Below are 16,182 nucleotides of genomic sequence, written 5' to 3'. Positions count from 1 at the left end.
GCTCCTCTGTCGTGGACGATCAGCTCAGAAGCGCTGCGCCGGCGAAGGATCGAGTGGGGGGAAGACTGCAGGTCGGCGTTCCAGAAAAGACAGGACGCCCTCTCGAGCATCGTCGGAGTCGACTCGTCCGGCGTAGGTTCGGGACTCGTCGGCCGCAGCCGGGCCCGGGTGGGTGTGCAGCCACGCGCTCGAGAGCAACCGTTTGGACAATGCGACGGACGTCGGCGAGGTGTCCCGGACGAAGATCTGTGCGTATTCACGGGCGACCGACATCACCTGTTCGGCAGGAACGACTTTCGTGAGGTAACCGGCCTCGTACGCTTCCACGGCGTCGAATACCCGGCCCGTCAGCAGCCAGTCGGTCGCACGTCCGAGACCGACCAAGCGCGGCAGGAACCAGGACGACGCACCCTCGGGGACGACACCCCGTTGAGTGAAGACGAACCCGAATCGTGCCTTTTCGCTGGCGATCCGGATGTCCATCGCTGCGGCGATCGTCGCACCGCCACCGATCGCGTGCCCGTTCAACGCTGCGATCACCGGCTTGCACATGGAGAACAACCGCTCGCTGATTCGGCCGGCCGGCTCGCGGTAACCCGTCGCGGTGTGACCGTCGACATCCTCGACCAAGGCGCGCGACAGCGTCTCGGGCCCATCGAGATCGGCTCCTACCGAGAACGATTCCCCCGCGCCGGTGACGATGACCGCGCGGACATCGGGATCGCGGTCGGCGCGGTCGAGGGCACGGATGACGTCGACCAACATCTGGACTCGCATGCCGTTCCGTCGCGAAGGAGCGTCGAGCATGACGACGGCCACTCCTTCGGTCACCTCATAGCCGACTTCTTCGTACTCTCTGGTCTTGGCAGGATGCGCCGACGACGGACTCGTCACAGCCCGCCGCCGCAGACGAGCACCTGTCCGGTGATGTAACTCGACTCTGGACTGCACAGGAGATAGACGGCTCCGGCCGCCTCGTCGACCGTTCCGGCTCGCCCGAGGGCGATCCCTTTGGTGGCCGCGTCCATCACGGCCGGATCCATGCCGACCCGGATCTCGCGGTCCTCGACCGTGATCGTCTTTGCTTCGGTGGTCACCGAGGTCAGGCGGGTGCTGATCACTCCGTAGGCGACGGCGTTGGAAGTGACGTTGTAACGGCCCCACTCCTTGGCGATGGTCTTGGTGAGGCCCACCATGCCCGCTTTGGCCGACGAGTAGTTCGCCTGACCGGGGTTCCCGAGAAGGCCCGAGGTCGAGGAGATGTTCACGACCTTGCGACACGGAACCGAACCTTGCTCACGCTCACGCTTGACCGCAGCGCTGATCACTGGTTGAGCGGCGCGCAGCACTCGGAACGGAGCCGTGAGGTGCACATCGAGGATGTCCGCCCACTGCTTGTCGGTCATCTTCTGGATCACGCTGTCCCAGGTGTAGCCGGCATTGTTCACGATGATGTCGATACCGCCGAAGCTATCGACAGCGGACGCCACGAACCGGTCCGCGAACTCGGGGTCGGTGACGCTGCCGACACAGGCCACCGCTTGCCCGCCAGCTGATTCGATCTCGGCCACAACCTCTTTCGCCGGCTCCGGGTCGAGGTCATTGACCACCACCCGAGCTCCCTCGGAGGCGAGTTTGACGGCGACGGCGCGTCCGATGCCGCGGCCCGAGCCCGACACCAGCGCGACTTTGTCCTGAAGTTTCTGCACGCTCACGTGCTGCCTCCCAAAGCATTTCGGCGTTCCGGTGGGCGGCGCAACCACTGCACCGCTCTCACCCTTTTCAGTTTGTGATCGTTATCACTGGGGTGAATGCTAACTTTGGTCTTGGCGGTTCGTCAATAGCGGTTGTCCTGGATGGATCTACGTATTGTTAGTGATGACTTTTTGTGATTGGGTGGCCGTACGGCTGCGATAGCGCGACGAACGAGAGGTGGACCAATGACCAACGTCTGTATCAGCGGTGTCGGAATGATGCCCTTCACCAAGCCCGGCAAGAGCGAGACCTACGACCGGATGGGGGCGACCGCAGCCCTCGCCGCGCTGACTGACGCCGGTCTGGACTACTCCGACGTCCAGCAGGCATACGTCGGCTACGTGTATGGCGACTCGACCTCCGGACAGAATGCCCTCTACGACATCGGTCTCACCGGCATTCCGGTGGTGAACGTCAACAACAACTGCTCGACCGGTTCGAGCGCCCTATGGTTGGCACGCCAGGCCGTCGCATCGGGCGCCGCCGACTGTGTACTCGCACTCGGGTTCGAGCAGATGCAGCCCGGCGCGCTGGTCAATGCCTACGGTGACCGCCCGAGTCCGACCAAACGCGGCGAAGACATCGCACTCTCGCTACCAGGTGGCGACGAACAAGCGCCGATGGCAGCGAAGATGTTCGGCGGGGCCGGCGCCGAGTACATGACTCGGTACGGGGTCACGTCGGAACTGTTCGGTCGCGTATCCGTGAAGGCTCGTTCGCATGCCGGGCGAAACCCGCTCGCGGTGTTCCGCGACCCCATCGATCTCGAGAAGGTGATGACGTCCAAGCAGATCTGGGGGCCGCTCACATTGTTGATGTGCTGCCCCCCGACCAACGGCGCCGCCGCTGCGATCGTCTGTAGCGAGGCGTTCGCCCGCGCTCGCGGAATCGACACGAGTGTCCGGCTCCGCGCCCAATCGTTGGTCACCGACGTCGCGGGAACGTTCGACTCCACCGACATGATGCGGGTGGCGGGGTACGACATGACCGCCAAGGCAGCGGCGGAGGTCTACGAACAGGCTGGTGTCGATCCACTGGACATCCCGGTGGTCGAGCTGCACGACTGCTTTTCGACCAACGAAGTCATCACCTACGAGGGGCTCGGCCTCACCCCCGAGGGCACTGCCGAGAAGTTCATCCTCGACGGAGACAACACCTACGGCGGTCGCGTGGTGACCAACCCGTCCGGCGGTCTGCTGTCCAAGGGACATCCGCTGGGCGCCACCGGACTGGCCCAATGCGCCGAACTGGTGTGGCAACTGCGCGGTCAAGCCGGCGACCGTCAGGTCGAGGGAGCGCGGATCGCCCTGCAGCACAACCTCGGACTGGGCGGCGCCTGCGTTGTGAGCCTGTACGAGAAGGTGTCCTGATGCCGCTTGATCACGCGATACTCGACGTCGAGTCCCCGACGATCGTCGCCAACATCGAACGCGGCCGTATCCGTCAATTCGCCACGGCGATCGGCGAACACGATCCGATCCATCACGACCGAGAGGCAGCCATAGCGGCCGGGCACCCCGACGTGCTCGCCCCGCCGACATTCCTGTTCGGTATCGAACTCGAGAACTCCGACGTCTTCGGCGACCTCGCGGCACATGGCGTCGACCTGGGCACAGTCCTCCACGGCGAGCAGCGGTTCCGCTACTTCGCAGATGTACACGCCGGTGACTCGCTGACCTTCGAGACCCGGTACGTCGACACGTACTCGAAAGCTGGAGGCACACTTGACTTCTTGGTGCGACGCACAACAGTGAGCCGCGGCGACGAGGTTGTCGCGGAACTCGAGAGTGTCAGCGTGATCCGAAATCCGAAGGAAACAAGATGAGCGCACCAACCCCCGGCGACGTGGTCGCGACACTCAGGCCCGGCACGGTGACCCGTACCACCCTCGCACTGTTCGCCGGCGCCTCCGGGGATCACAACCCCATTCACATCGACCTCGACTCGGCTCGGGCCTCAGGTATGGACGACGTGTTCGCGCACGGGATGCTGTCGATGGCTTATCTGGGTCGTCTGCTCACCGAACGCTTCCCACAGACCCATATCCGCGAGCTGTCGACGCGTTTCACCGCGATCACGCCGGTCCTCTCGGAGCCTGTGCTCACCGCCACGGTGAAAGAGCTGATCGACGTCGCCGACGAGCAGCGCGTCGTACTCGATCTCGACGTCCGGCTCGCGGACGGAACCCGGACTCTGTCCGGCACCGCCGTGGTGGCTTGGTCCGTCCCTGACCGGGACGCGAATGCGACACTTGCTCCATGACCGACACCTCCCACGTCGCGCCCGCCTCCCTGACCCGGGGTGAACACCGAGCCGAACAGATCGTGCGAGCTGCGACCCTCCTGTTCCAGGATCTCGGGTACCAGAACGTCAGTATCGACCAGATCGGCTCGGCGGTCGGCCTCACCGGCCCGGCCATGTACCGGCACTTCAAGGGAAAGTACGCAATCCTGGTGCAGGCGTTGCGCAGCCAGGTCGCGCTGGTCGAAGAGCTGACCGACCGTGCGGACGCCGAAGGTACTACCCCTCAGGAGCGTCTGGATCTGTTCCTCGACGGACTGTCCGACATCACCGCCAACGGTGACGAAGCCACCCTGTGGCGGCGGGAACAACGACACCTCCGCGACGCCGACCGCGCAGAGTTCCAAGAGGACTTCCGAAAGAACCGGGACCGGATCGCCGAGAAGATCGCCGCGGTCCGCCCCGACACGACCAAGAAGGACCGTGAACTCCTGGGCTTCGCCGTGCTGACGATGTACTCCAACACCCCCAGCATCCGAGGCGGTCTCCCGCCGGAACGGCTGATCGCCATCCAGCAGGCGGTCGCTCGCGAGATCATCGGCTGCCGGCTCCCCGCTGTCGGCACCGACGCCGTGCCGGCACCTGCGCTCGTCCAGCGCCGGCCCGCCGGTCGGCGGGAGAGAATTCTCACGGCGTCGACCGCTCTGTTCGACGAGCGCGGTTTCTACGACGTGCGCATCGACGACATCGCGCGCGCCTCCGAGATGTCGGTGGCGACCCTCTACCAACATGTGACCGGCAAGACCCAAGTGCTGAAAGCGATCCTGGAGCGCGGCGCCGAGGGCTTGCTCTACGTCACGGCCGAGGCTTTGGCGCACGCGACGACGCCAGACGAAGTCCTTCGATCGCTTATCGACACCTACATCCGCCAGGCACTCGGCGTCCACGGCCGCATCATGCACATTCTCGCCGAGGACCTGCTCTACCTCACCGACGACGAACAGGCGCAATTGCGCGAAACCCAGCGCGAGTATGTCGCCGAGTGGATGGAAGCGATCTGCGCACTGTCGGGCGAGATGATCAGCGACGACGCACGGGCTCTCGCCCAAGCGGCGATCTCGGTCATCACCGACGTCTGCCAGAACCCCGAGCTCAAGACCCGTCCTGGCCTCGCCGAGCAGCTGTCGGCGCTCGCGCACGCGATGGTCCTCCCCACGGGTCTCGAACCCGTGTGACCCCACACCCCGAAGGGATGTCTGCTATGTCCTCGCCCGAACCCCGTAGTGCCGTCGTCGTGGGCGGCGCGTCCGGAATCGGAGCCGCCATCGCGCGCGCACTTGCCGCCGACGGCGCACTCGTCACCATCGCCGACCGCAACCTGCACCTCGCCGAAACCGTTGCCGTCGAACTGGGTCCGTCACACGACGCCGCAGCGGTCGATGTCGTGGACGAGGACTCGGTCCGTGAGCTGTTCCGATCCGTTCGAGCCCGCCGCGGGCACCTCGACATCGTGGTGAACAGTGCCGGACTCAGCGCCGCCGGGGCCGTCACGGACTTGGCCATCGAAAAATTCCGCCGTGTGGTCGATGTCTGCCTCACCGGTGCATTCGCCGTGATCAAACACGCGGGACGCACGATGGACGAGGGCGGCGTGATCATCTCGCTGTCGTCGCTGAATGCGAGGCAGCCGGGAACCGGTATGAGTGCCTACTGTTCGGCCAAGGCCGGACTCGCCATGCTGACCCAGGTGGCCGCCCTCGAGCTCGCCGAGCGAAACATCCGCGTGAATGCGATCGCGCCCGGAATCGTGATGACTCCCCTGACGACCCCATCAATGTCGGTGCCGGGCCTCCAAGACGACTACCTCGCCAACACACCGCTCGGGCGCTCGGGAACTCCCGAGGAGATCGCCGAGGCCGCGGTCTACATGACCCGTGCGTCGTGGCTCACCGGGGAGAGCCTCGACCTCAACGGGGGTGCGCACCTCGTTCGTTACCCGGACCTGCTGAGCCATTTTCAGCGGGCCTCGGCCGTCTGAATGTAAACAACCGGCGACTCAGTCCAGCCGCCAGTCCTCGTAGGCGCGTGGGTCGTTGATCGGTTCGACGTGCAGGGTCACGGTGAGATCGTCGACCGCGGCGCGGAGTTCGTCCTCGATCGTCTCGGCCAGGTCGTGCGCGCGCTGCACCGACCAGTCACCGGGGACGAGCATGTGCAACTGGACGAACCGTTCATGGCCGGCCTCCCGCGTGCGGACGTCGTGGAAGTCGATCCGGTCGGCGCGGTGACGCGCGAGGACGGCGTCGATCGCGGCGCGCAGGTCGTCGGGCAGCGCCGAGTCCATCAGTCCCGCACCGGATCGCCAGACCAGCCGTCCGCCCACGACGAGGATGTTGGCAGCCACCGCGATGGCGATCAGCGGGTCGAGCGGCAGCCAGCCGGTCACGGCGACCAGGAACACACCGACCACCACGCCGGCCGTCGTCCACACGTCGGTCATGAGATGTTTGCCGTCGGCCTCGAGGGTCAGCGACCGATGACGTCGACCGGCGCGGACGAGCACCCAGCCGACGACCGCGTTGACCACCGTCGCGCCCACCGAGATCGCCAGTCCCATGCCGACTTCGTCCAGTTCCTCCGGGTGGAGCAGGCGGTCGACGGCCGTCGCGACGATGACGACCGCCGCGACGACGATCATCACCCCCTCGAACACCGCCGAGAGGTACTCCGCCTTGGTGTGCCCGAAGTTGTGGCTACGGTCCGGCGGCTTCGCCGCCACCCGCAGCGCGACGAACGCACCGATCGCCGCAACGAGGTTGACGGTGGACTCCAGCGCGTCGGAAAGCAGACCGACCGAGCCGGTGACCCGCCACGCGATCAGCTTGAGACCGATCACGACGATCGCGGTCACGATGCTCAGCACCGCGAACGCCGACAGGTCCCGGCGCGGGGTGCGCGTCGTCGTCATGACCGGGACCCGATCAGGCCGCGAGCCCCCGGCGCCGCAGCAGCGGTTCGATACGCGGCCGGCGACCGATCAGGCCCTGGTGTGCGACAAGCGGATCCACGCTGTCTCCGCGGGAGAGAGTGGCGTCGGCGAACCGGCGGCCGTTCTCACGACGCAACCCGCCCTCGGCGAGGAACCACTGCTCGGTCTCTGCGTCGAGCACCTCCGACCAGATGTAGCTGTAGTAGCCGGCGGAGTAGCCGCCACCGAAGATGTGGTTGAAGTACGAGCTCCGGTAGCGCGGCGGGATCAGCTCGGTGTGCAATCCCGCGTCGGTGAGCGCCTGCGCCTCGAAGGCCTCGACGTCGGCCACCGCCTCGGCCTCCGCCACCGACAACCGGTGCCAGGCCAGGTCCAGCGAGGATGCGGCGAGGTATTCGATGGTGCCGTGCGCGGACTCGGCTCCCGCCGACTCCCGCGCCGCATCGGCGAGCTCGGCCGGGATCGGCTCTCCGGTCTCGTGATGCCGGGCGTAGTTCGCCAGCACGTCCGGGTGCAGCGCCCACATCTCGTTCACCTGCGACGGGAACTCGACGAAGTCCCGCGGTACCGACGTCCCGGATTGCGACGGGTAGTCGACCGACGACAGCAATCCGTGCAGGGCGTGCCCGAACTCGTGGAAGAGCGTGGTGAGCTGATCCATCGTGAGCAGACACGGTTGTCCGGCATCGGGTTTGGTCAGGTTCAGCACGTTCACGATGATCGGCTGGGTGTGCAGGACCGACGACTGGTCGACGATGTTGTTCATCCACGCCCCGCCGCGTTTCGACGGCCGGGCGAAGAAGTCGCCGAGGAAGAGCCCGATACCGACGCCCGCGTCGTCGCGTACCTCCCAGGCGCGCACATCCGGGTGGTACAGCGGGAGATCGGTGATCTCCCGAAAGGTCAGGCCGTACAGCTTGTTCGCGGCGAAGAAGACACCCCGGGTCAGCACCGCGTCCAGTTCGCAGTAGTCCGCAAAGTCGTCGAGCGGCACCGCCGAGTGCGACCGCTTCTCCCGATCGAGCCAGAAGGTGAGATCGGCGGGGCCGAGCGGCGCGTCACCTGCGAACTCGGTGAGCCGGGTGAGTTCGCGGCCACCGGCACGCATGGCCGAGGAGTTGAGCTCGCGCAGCATGTCGTCGACGGCCCCCGGGTGCGGCGCCGTCTGCTCGGCGATCACGTATTCGGCGTGGTCCCGGTAGCCGAGCATCTCTGCTCGGCGTGCCCGCAGGCGGACGATCTCGAGGACCAGTTCCCGGGTGTCGTGTTCGTTGCCTCGGGCGCACCGCCCCACCGACGCGTCGAACACCCGCCGGCGCACATCGGCATTCGTCAATTCGGTGAGCACCGACTGACTAGTCGGCAGTTCGAGCGTGAGGAGGTATCCGCTGTCGTGCCCGGCCTCGCCGGCGGCACGGCGGGCGGCGGCGATCTGTCCGGCCGACAGACCGTCCAGTTCGGCGGCATCGTCGACGAGCACCGCTGAGTCGTTGGTGTCGTCGAGGATCTTCTGGGAGAACGTCGTCGTGAGATAGGCCAGGCGGGAAGCGATCTTTCGCATCTCACCCTGTGCGTCGGGGTCGAGTCCGGCTCCGGCGCGGACCGATTCCCGGTACCGCTTGTCGAGCAGCCGGCGCTGAGCTTCGGTGAGATGGAGTTCGTCGGCGCGCGAGTGGAGGTCGGAGATCCGTTCGAAGAGAACCGGATTCATTGCGATCGTGTTCGCGTGATCGGTCAAGAGCGTCGACAGCTCCTGGGAGATCTCGTTGCGTCTGGGGTTCGTGTCGGGCCCGACGAGGTTGAAGAAGATCCCCGACGCCCGGGCCAGGTCGCGCCCCGACAGCTCCAGGGCTTCGATCGTGTTGGCGAAGGTGGGCGCCGCGGGATCGGCCGCAATCGCCTCCACCTCGGCCACATGCGACGCCATGGCCTCGGTGAACGCCGGCAGGAAGTCATCGTCGGAGATCGATGCGAAGTCGGGGAGATCGTAGGGCAGGCCGCTTTGCGCCAGTACCGGATTGGTGCCCTGTGCTGCGGTCATCGTCTCCCCACTCCCGGTCTGCCCGTCGCCCATCACTTCCCCTTCGGCTTGTCACCCACCGCGTCGGTGGAGAGCGCGGCCACGAAGGCCTCTTGCGGGACCTCGACGCGGCCGATGGTCTTCATCCGCTTCTTGCCCTCTTTCTGCTTCTCGAGCAGTTTGCGCTTACGGCTGATGTCGCCGCCGTAGCACTTCGCGAGCACGTCCTTACGGATGGCTCGGATGTTCTCGCGCGCAATGATCTTCGAGCCGACGGCGGCCTGCACCGGGACCTCGAACTGCTGACGCGGGATGAGCTCCTTGAGCTTGATCGCCATCCGGTTGCCGTAGGCATACGCGGCGTCCTTGTGGACGATTGCACTGAACGCGTCGACGGCCTCGCCCTGGAGCAGGATGTCGACCTTCACCAGGTCGGCTTCCTGCTCGCCCGCCTCCTCGTAGTCGAGGCTGGCGTAGCCGCGCGTCCGCGACTTCAAGGCGTCGAAGAAGTCGAAGATGATCTCGGCCATGGGCAGCGTGTACCGCAGTTCCACGCGCGTCTCCGACAGGTAGTCCATCCCGCCGAGCTCGCCTCGACGCGACTGGCACAGCTCCATGATGGCGCCGATGAACTCGCTCGGCGCGATGACCGTGGTCTTCACGATGGGTTCGTAGATGTGCCGGGTCTTGCCTTCCGGCCAGTCCGACGGGTTGGTCACCACATGTTCCGAACCGTCTTCCATCACCACCCGGTACACGACGTTGGGGGCGGTCGAGATCAGATCGAGGTTGAATTCGCGCTCGAGACGCTCGCGGGTGATCTCCATGTGCAGCAGGCCGAGGAAGCCGCAGCGGAACCCGAAGCCGAGCGCGACCGAGGTCTCCGGCTCGAAGGTCAGGGCGGCGTCATTGAGTTGCAGCTTCTCGAGCGCCTCACGCAGGACCGGGTAGTCGGAGCCGTCGAGCGGGTACAGCCCCGAGTAGACCATCGGGCGCGGCTCGCGGTACCCCGTCAGCGCCTGCTCGGCACCCCGGCGGGCGGTGGTGACGGTGTCGCCGACCTTCGACTGGCGGACGTCCTTCACGCCGGTGATGAGGTAGCCGACCTCGCCGACACCCAGCCCCGTGGTCGGCTTCGGTTCCGGGGACACGATGCCCACCTCGAGCAGCTCGTGCGTCGTGCCGGTCGACATCATCAGGATCTTCTCCCGCGGCACGATCTTGCCGTCGACGACGCGGACGTAGGTGACCACGCCGCGATAGGTGTCGTACACCGAGTCGAAGATCATCGCGCGCGCCGGGGCGTCGGAGTCGCCCACCGGGGCCGGCACCTTCCGGATGACCTCGTCGAGCAGCTCGGTGACCCCGACGCCGGTCTTGCCCGACACACGTAGCACGTCTTCCGGCTCGCAACCCACGATGTGCGCGAGTTCGGCAGCGTAGCGCTCGGGGTCGGCCGCGGGCAGGTCGATCTTGTTCAGCACCGGGATGATGGTGAGGTCGTTCTCCATCGCCAGATACAGGTTGGCGAGGGTCTGGGCCTCGATGCCCTGCGCGGCGTCGACGAGCAGGACAGCTCCCTCGCACGCCTCCAGAGCGCGGGACACCTCGTAGGTGAAGTCGACGTGCCCGGGGGTGTCGATGAGGTGCAGGACGTAGTCCTCGTCGCCCTCCGCCGACTTCACCGTCCAGGGCAGACGGACGTTCTGCGCCTTGATGGTGATGCCGCGCTCGCGCTCGATGTCCATTCGATCGAGGTACTGCGCCCGCATCTGCCGCTCTTCGACGACGCCGGTGAGCTGCAGCATCCGGTCTGCCAGCGTCGACTTGCCGTGGTCGATGTGGGCGATGATGCAGAAGTTCCGGATACGTGCCGGATCGGTGAAGGTGGTGTCGGCGAAGGTGGGAATGGAACTACTCCTCGAACGAGAACTTCGGTAGAGAACGGGTACGGATACGGGTTGTCCTCCAGTTTCTCATGAGCACCCCGCGTGGCGCGTCCGGCCACGTCGCACCCTTCGAGACGGCCCTCCGCAGGCTCCGGGCCTCCTCAGGGATCGGGGAGACGGCCCTCCGCAGGCTCCGGGCCTCCTCAGGGATCGGGGAGACGGCCCTCCGCAGGCTCCGGGCCTCCTCAGGGATCGGCGAGACGGCCCTCCGCAGGCTCCGGGCCTCCTCAGGGATCGGGGAGACGGCCCTCCGCAGGCTCCGGGCCTCCTCAGGGATCGGGGAGACGGCCCTCCGCAGGCTCCGGGCCTCCTCAGGGATCGGAGAAGTCCGCGAGCACCTCCGAAGGCGCTACGGTGGCAGCCGTGTCCGCGTCCACCGTCACCACCATCGAGTCCGACGACGTCGCCGCCGAGGTACACCGCCCGGGGATCCCGGCACGTGCCACGCTCGTCCTCGCCCACGGCGCAGGCGGCAACCGCGAGGCCGTGATCCTGCGTGCCCTGGCCGAGGAACTGTGCGACCGCGGGTTCGTCGTCGCCCGGATCGACCTGCCGTATCGACGGCGCCGGCCCAAGGGCCCGCCCAGCCCGTCCACCGCCGCCGCCGACCGGGACGGCATCCGTGCCGCGTGCGCAACGCTGCGCGCCGAGTCCGACGGGCCGTTGATCGTGGGTGGCCACTCCTATGGCGGGCGACAGTCCTCGATGGCCGTCGCCGAGGACGGAACAACTCTGGCCGACGGCCTGCTGCTGACGTCGTATCCGCTGCATCCGCCGGGCAAGCCCGACCGACTGCGCACCGAACACCTGCCGTCGATCACCGTCCCCACCCTCGTGGTCCACGGGAGCACCGACCCGTTCGGCACCACCGACGAGATGACCCGCGCGATCGGCCTCATCGACGCGCCGACACACATCGTCGAACTCGAGAAGGTCGGACACGACCTCAACCCGAAGAGGAAACCCACCGCAGCCCTCACCGCGGACGCGATCGAGGACTTCCTGCTACCCCACATCTCCGGAGAGGACTCCTGACGATGACCAGTCGCGACGCCCGGCCCGCACTTCGGCCGACAACCGATCTCGCCCGCACCATCAGCTATTCCCCCGACCTCGACGGCGACGCCGACCCCGGCGAGATCGTGTGGACCTGGGTCGCCTACGAGGACGACCCGAACCAGGGAAAGGACCGGCCGGTCCTGGTCGTCGGCCGGGACGCCCGGGCCGACCGGTCCGACACCGTGCTCGGGCTCATGCTGTCGAGCAAGGACCACCGGGACGACGGCAACTGGCTTCCCGTCGGGTCGGGCGCATGGGATTCCCAGGGCCGGCCGAGCTTCGTGCGCCTCGACCGTGTACTCGTCGTCGACGACGACGGCATCCGCCGGGAAGGCGCGATCCTCGACCGCACGACGTTCGACGCCGTCGCCCAGGAACTCCGCGGGCACTACGGCTGGCGGTGACCCGGAGGACGAAACCCTAGGCGAGCCGGGTGATCTCGACGATGACGTCGAGGTCGGTCGCGCCGCCGCCGGTGTAGATACCCTTCAGCGGCGACACATCGGCGTAGTCACGACCCACGCCCACCGACACATGCTGCTCGGTGATCGGGGTGTCGTTGGTCGGGTCGTAGCCCCACCAGCCGCCCGTCCACGCCTCGATCCAGGCGTGACTCTGACCCTGCACCGTCTTGTCGATCTCGGCGTCGGGTTCGGGATGGAGATACCCCGACACGTACCGGGCGGGGATGCCCAGCCCGCGGAGCATCAGCAGGGTGAGGTGCGCGTAGTCCTGACACACGCCCTTGCGGTCGGTCCACGCGTCGACCGCGGTGGTGTGCACGCCCGTCGTGCCGGGGACGTACTCCATCTCGGTGTGGATGAAGCGACACACCGCCTCGACCGCCTCCTCGGGGGTGAGCCCCTTGGTCACCTTCTTCGCGGTCGACAGCAGTGACCGGTTGCGGGCGACATACGGTGTGTAAGACAGCATCTCGTCATACCGGTCGATGACGTGATCGCTGTTCACGTCGTCCCACGAGACCTGATCCTCCTCGTCGGGACGTTGTCCGGCCTCGGTTTCGACGACCGACAGCCCCGAGACCTCGAGTTCGTTGTGCGGCGCGTGCAGATCGAAGGCGGTGACCGCGGTACCCCAGTAGTCGGTGTACCGGTAGGACCTCGTCGCCGGGACCGTCTCGACCCGGTTGACGATCACGTTCTGGCGGGCGTCGCTGCGCGGGGTGAGCCGGGCTTCGTTGTACGACGAGGTGACCGGACTGTGGTAGGCGAAACCCGTGGAATGGACAACACGCAGACGCCAGCTCACAGCTCACTCTCCTCGATGACATGCCCGTCGCTGACGCGGGCGTCGGCCCACGAGACATAGGGCGACACATGGAAATACTGCTTCGTGACCGCCTCGTTGACCGCGCGGCAGGTGTCCTGCAGGTCGACGAGCCGGTCCTGCAGATCGTCGAGCAACTTCCCGGGCTCGAGGAACTCGAGCGAACTGCGCGCGCGGCCCAGCAGCAACTGCGCCTCGGCCTGGGCCCCGACCCGGCTCGGCCCACTCTCGAGCTGGCCCAGATTGCGCTCGGCGACGCTGAGGGCGTGGAAGATGGACCGTGGGAACAGCCGGTCGAGAAGCATGAACTCGACGATGTTCTCGGCGTCCAACACACCGCGGTAGGTCCGCAGGAAGGTGTCGTGCCCGCCGGCGGACACGAGGACGTTCACCCAGGCCGGCGACGTCGTCCGATCTCCGGCGCGGGACAGCAACATCCGGATGGTCATGTCGACCCGCTCCACCGACCGACCCAGCAGCAGATACCGGTAGCCGTCGTCGTGGCTGAGGGTGGCGTCGGCGAGGCCCGCGAACATCGCCGCCCGGTTCTTCACGTACGACAGGAACTCGTGGGGACCGAGGCGACGCGAGCGCCGTTCGGCGCCGTCGAGTCCGTTGTAGGTGGTGTTGAGGCATTCCCACAACTCGCTGGACGTGACTTCGCGTGCGCCCCGGGCGTTTTCCCGCGCCGCCCGGATCAGGTCGACGATCGACCCCACCGCGTCGGCGTCGTAGGCGACGCGTTCGGTCAGGGACCAGACGTCGAGCTCGTCGTCGTCCTCCGGCGCGGTGAGCCCGAGCACCTGGATGATCAGGCGTGCCTGCCGGTCGACGTCGACCGTGGTGTCCTCGAGGATCTGGTGGATCGCGACATCGAGGATGCGCGCCATGTCGTCGGCGCGCTCGACGTATCTGCCGATCCAGTAGAGCGATTCGGCGTTCCGCGCCAGCATCATCGGACATCACCACCCTGTTGCTGGGTCATGCCGCCGGACGCGGCCGTCGGATTCGGTTGCGGCGTCATGCCACCCATCTGCTGCGTCCCACCCAACTGCTGCATCATGGAGCCCATCTGCTGCATCATCGAACCCTGCTGTTGCTGTTGAGTCTGCGTGTGCACCGGGTCGGGGGCGCTCTCCGCCGGCCGGGCGGCGGCGACACCGCTCGTCGTCACGACCTTCGCGCCCGACAACTCCCGGTCCCCCTCGGAGGTGCGCGAGGCCAGCACCCAGGTGTCCTTGGAACCGCCGCCCTGGCTCGAGTTGACGACGAGCGATCCCTCCGGCAGCGCCACCCTTGTCAGTCCGCCGGGTAGGACCCACACGGATTCACCGTCGTTGACCGCGAACGGACGCAGGTCGACGTGGCGCGGTCGGATGTCGTCACCGATCTTCGTCGGTACCGTCGACAGCTGCACGACCGGCTGCGCGATCCACCCGCGCGGATCGTTGCGGACCTTGCGTGCCAGTGCGTCCAATTCGGCGCCGGTCGCGTCGGGGCCGAAGACGATGCCGTAACCGCCCGATCCCTCAACGGGTTTGACGACGAGTTCGTCGATGCGGTCGAGCACCTCCTCGCATTCGTCGGGCAGCCAGCAGCGCAGGGTGTCCACGTTCTGGAGACTCGGCTTCTCGCCGAGGTAGTACTGGATGATCTCCGGCACGTAGGTGTAGATCAGCTTGTCGTCGCCGACGCCGTTGCCGACCGCACTGGAGATCACCACGTTGCCCGCGCGTGCGGCGTTCAGCAGCCCCGCCACGCCGAGCATCGAATCCGGCCGGAACTGCATGGGATCCAGGAAGTCGTCGTCGATGCGGCGGTAGATGACGTCGACTCGCTGCTCCCCCTCCGTCGTGCGCATGTACACGACGTTGTCGCGGCAGAACAGGTCACGGCCCTCGACCAGCTCGACGCCCATCAGACGCGCGAGGAGCGAGTGCTCGAAGTAGGCCGAGTTGGCCACGCCCGGGGTGAGCACGACGATGTTCGGGTCGGCCTCGTTGAACGCCGCCGACGCGCGCAGGGCGCGCAGGAGGTGGCTCGGGTAGTCGGCGACCGCACGCACCTTGTGTTTGGAGAACAGATCCGGGAAGACGCGGGCCATCGCGCGCCGGTTCTCGAGCACATAGGAGACGCCCGACGGCGACCGCAGATTGTCCTCGAGGACCCGGAAATCACCGTTCTCGTCGCGGATCAGATCGATACCCGCGACGTGGATGCGAACGCCGTTGGGCGGCCGGATGTTCGCCGCCTGTCGATGGAAGTGCTCACAGGAGTGGACGAGTCGCTTGGGCAACACCCCGTCGCGCAGGATCTCCTGCTCGCCGTAGATGTCGTCGAGGAAGAGTTCCAGCGCCTGTACGCGCTGGGTGATACCCGCCTCGAGCTTGTTCCACTCCGCCGCCGAGATCACCCGTGGCACAACATCCAACGGGAAGGGGCGTTCCTTGCCGGACAGCGAGAACGTCACACCCTGGTCGAGATAGGCACGCCCGAGGGCCTCCACACGCGCCTCCACGAGGTCGGACTGATCCTCGTCGGCCATCGCCTTGTAGATACCGCGGTACGGTGTCCGCACCTCGCCGGCGGCATCGAACATTTCGTCATATGCCTTGCCGTACGGGCCTTTTGCGTACCCGCCGAAGTTGCCGGTGAAATTCTCCCCGGTGGTTGCGTCGCCGGCGCCCTTCGCCGACCGGCTGCCGGAACCGGAACCCTTGGTCGAACCGGACTTGGCGGAGGCCGTCCGTCCCGACGAGGTGGACGACGCCGCTTTCGCGGCTGCGGACTTACGCGCCGCCTTCTTGGCTGGCGCACTTGTCGATGCGGGGGTCATAAACTGCCATGGTGCTACAGAATGCCGAAATCGGCAGGACGTCGAC

15 protein-coding genes are annotated in these 16,182 nt (G+C 66.7%); 7 read left to right on the top strand and 8 right to left on the bottom strand.

Annotated features, from left to right (window positions below; genetic code table 11):
- Positions 1 to 24: 24 nt before the first annotated feature.
- Both KB201_RS19840 and KB201_RS19835 read right to left on the bottom strand, forming a co-directional pair.
- Entirely contained in the window at positions 25 to 894 is an 870-nt protein-coding gene (locus KB201_RS19840) for an enoyl-CoA hydratase-related protein (RefSeq protein ID WP_211540162.1), read from the bottom strand.
- The gene (locus tag KB201_RS19835; protein WP_211540160.1) at positions 891 to 1,715 is read right to left on the bottom strand and encodes an SDR family NAD(P)-dependent oxidoreductase; all 825 of its coding nucleotides are present in this window, start codon (positions 1,713 to 1,715) and stop codon (positions 891 to 893) included. Before KB201_RS19835 ends, KB201_RS19840 begins: the two co-directional genes overlap by 4 nt.
- 225 nt (positions 1,716 to 1,940) lie before the next feature.
- Here KB201_RS19835 and KB201_RS19830 point away from each other — a divergent pair, with 225 nt between their 5' ends.
- From KB201_RS19830 to KB201_RS19810, 5 genes are read left to right on the top strand one after another with little or no spacing between them, the layout of a single operon-like run.
- Positions 1,941 to 3,125, top strand: a complete 1,185-nt coding sequence (locus KB201_RS19830; protein ID WP_211540158.1) for a lipid-transfer protein — start codon at positions 1,941 to 1,943, stop codon at positions 3,123 to 3,125.
- The gene (locus tag KB201_RS19825) at positions 3,125 to 3,580 is read left to right on the top strand and encodes a MaoC family dehydratase N-terminal domain-containing protein (protein WP_211540155.1); all 456 of its coding nucleotides are present in this window, start codon (positions 3,125 to 3,127) and stop codon (positions 3,578 to 3,580) included. Before KB201_RS19830 ends, KB201_RS19825 begins: the two co-directional genes overlap by 1 nt.
- Positions 3,577 to 4,017 (top strand): MaoC/PaaZ C-terminal domain-containing protein, encoded by a 441-nt coding sequence (locus KB201_RS19820; RefSeq protein WP_211540153.1) that lies wholly within the window; start codon positions 3,577 to 3,579, stop codon positions 4,015 to 4,017. Before KB201_RS19825 ends, KB201_RS19820 begins: the two co-directional genes overlap by 4 nt.
- Positions 4,014 to 5,231: a TetR/AcrR family transcriptional regulator gene (locus tag KB201_RS19815; protein ID WP_211540151.1), complete on the top strand. Its 1,218-nt coding sequence runs from the start codon at positions 4,014 to 4,016 to the stop codon at positions 5,229 to 5,231. The genes KB201_RS19820 and KB201_RS19815 overlap by 4 nt, the downstream gene beginning before the upstream one ends.
- 17 nt (positions 5,232 to 5,248) lie before the next feature.
- The gene (locus KB201_RS19810; RefSeq protein WP_211540150.1) at positions 5,249 to 6,034 is read left to right on the top strand and encodes an SDR family NAD(P)-dependent oxidoreductase; all 786 of its coding nucleotides are present in this window, start codon (positions 5,249 to 5,251) and stop codon (positions 6,032 to 6,034) included.
- An 18-nt stretch (positions 6,035 to 6,052) separates the two neighbouring features.
- Here KB201_RS19810 and KB201_RS19805 read toward each other — a convergent pair whose 3' ends face one another.
- The 3 genes from KB201_RS19805 to lepA are packed head-to-tail and all read right to left on the bottom strand — an operon-like array spanning position 6,053 to position 10,915.
- Entirely contained in the window at positions 6,053 to 6,964 is a 912-nt protein-coding gene (locus KB201_RS19805; protein ID WP_078112903.1) for a cation diffusion facilitator family transporter, read from the bottom strand.
- 13 nt (positions 6,965 to 6,977) lie between these two features.
- Positions 6,978 to 9,026, bottom strand: a complete 2,049-nt coding sequence (locus tag KB201_RS19800) for a M3 family metallopeptidase (protein WP_211540149.1) — start codon at positions 9,024 to 9,026, stop codon at positions 6,978 to 6,980.
- A 32-nt stretch (positions 9,027 to 9,058) separates the two neighbouring features.
- A complete protein-coding gene (gene lepA, locus KB201_RS19795) occupies positions 9,059 to 10,915 on the bottom strand; it encodes a translation elongation factor 4 (protein ID WP_078112904.1) in 1,857 nt (618 codons plus the stop codon).
- A 393-nt stretch (positions 10,916 to 11,308) separates the two neighbouring features.
- Between lepA and KB201_RS19790 the strand changes: the two genes are divergently transcribed.
- Positions 11,309 to 11,989 carry an alpha/beta fold hydrolase gene (locus KB201_RS19790; protein WP_078112905.1) on the top strand — a complete coding sequence of 227 codons (681 nt, stop codon included), beginning with the start codon at positions 11,309 to 11,311 and terminating at the stop codon, positions 11,987 to 11,989.
- A gap of 2 nt (positions 11,990 to 11,991) precedes the next feature.
- Positions 11,992 to 12,417 (top strand): type II toxin-antitoxin system PemK/MazF family toxin, encoded by a 426-nt coding sequence (locus tag KB201_RS19785; protein ID WP_065631478.1) that lies wholly within the window; start codon positions 11,992 to 11,994, stop codon positions 12,415 to 12,417.
- 16 nt (positions 12,418 to 12,433) lie between these two features.
- Here KB201_RS19785 and KB201_RS19780 read toward each other — a convergent pair whose 3' ends face one another.
- From KB201_RS19780 to KB201_RS19770, 3 genes are read right to left on the bottom strand one after another with little or no spacing between them, the layout of a single operon-like run.
- A complete protein-coding gene (locus KB201_RS19780) occupies positions 12,434 to 13,282 on the bottom strand; it encodes a transglutaminase family protein (RefSeq protein WP_058252095.1) in 849 nt (282 codons plus the stop codon).
- A complete protein-coding gene (locus KB201_RS19775) occupies positions 13,279 to 14,256 on the bottom strand; it encodes an alpha-E domain-containing protein (RefSeq protein ID WP_058252096.1) in 978 nt (325 codons plus the stop codon). Before KB201_RS19775 ends, KB201_RS19780 begins: the two co-directional genes overlap by 4 nt.
- Entirely contained in the window at positions 14,253 to 16,136 is a 1,884-nt protein-coding gene (locus KB201_RS19770; RefSeq protein ID WP_078112906.1) for a circularly permuted type 2 ATP-grasp protein, read from the bottom strand. Before KB201_RS19770 ends, KB201_RS19775 begins: the two co-directional genes overlap by 4 nt.
- Between the last annotated feature and the right edge of the window lie 46 nt (positions 16,137 to 16,182).

This window comes from Gordonia sp. SCSIO 19800 (genome assembly GCF_018132775.1).
GTDB classification, from domain to species: domain Bacteria; phylum Actinomycetota; class Actinomycetes; order Mycobacteriales; family Mycobacteriaceae; genus Gordonia; species Gordonia hongkongensis.
Note: the sequence above shows the minus strand (reverse complement) of the source record. Positions and strands in the feature narration are given on the sequence as shown.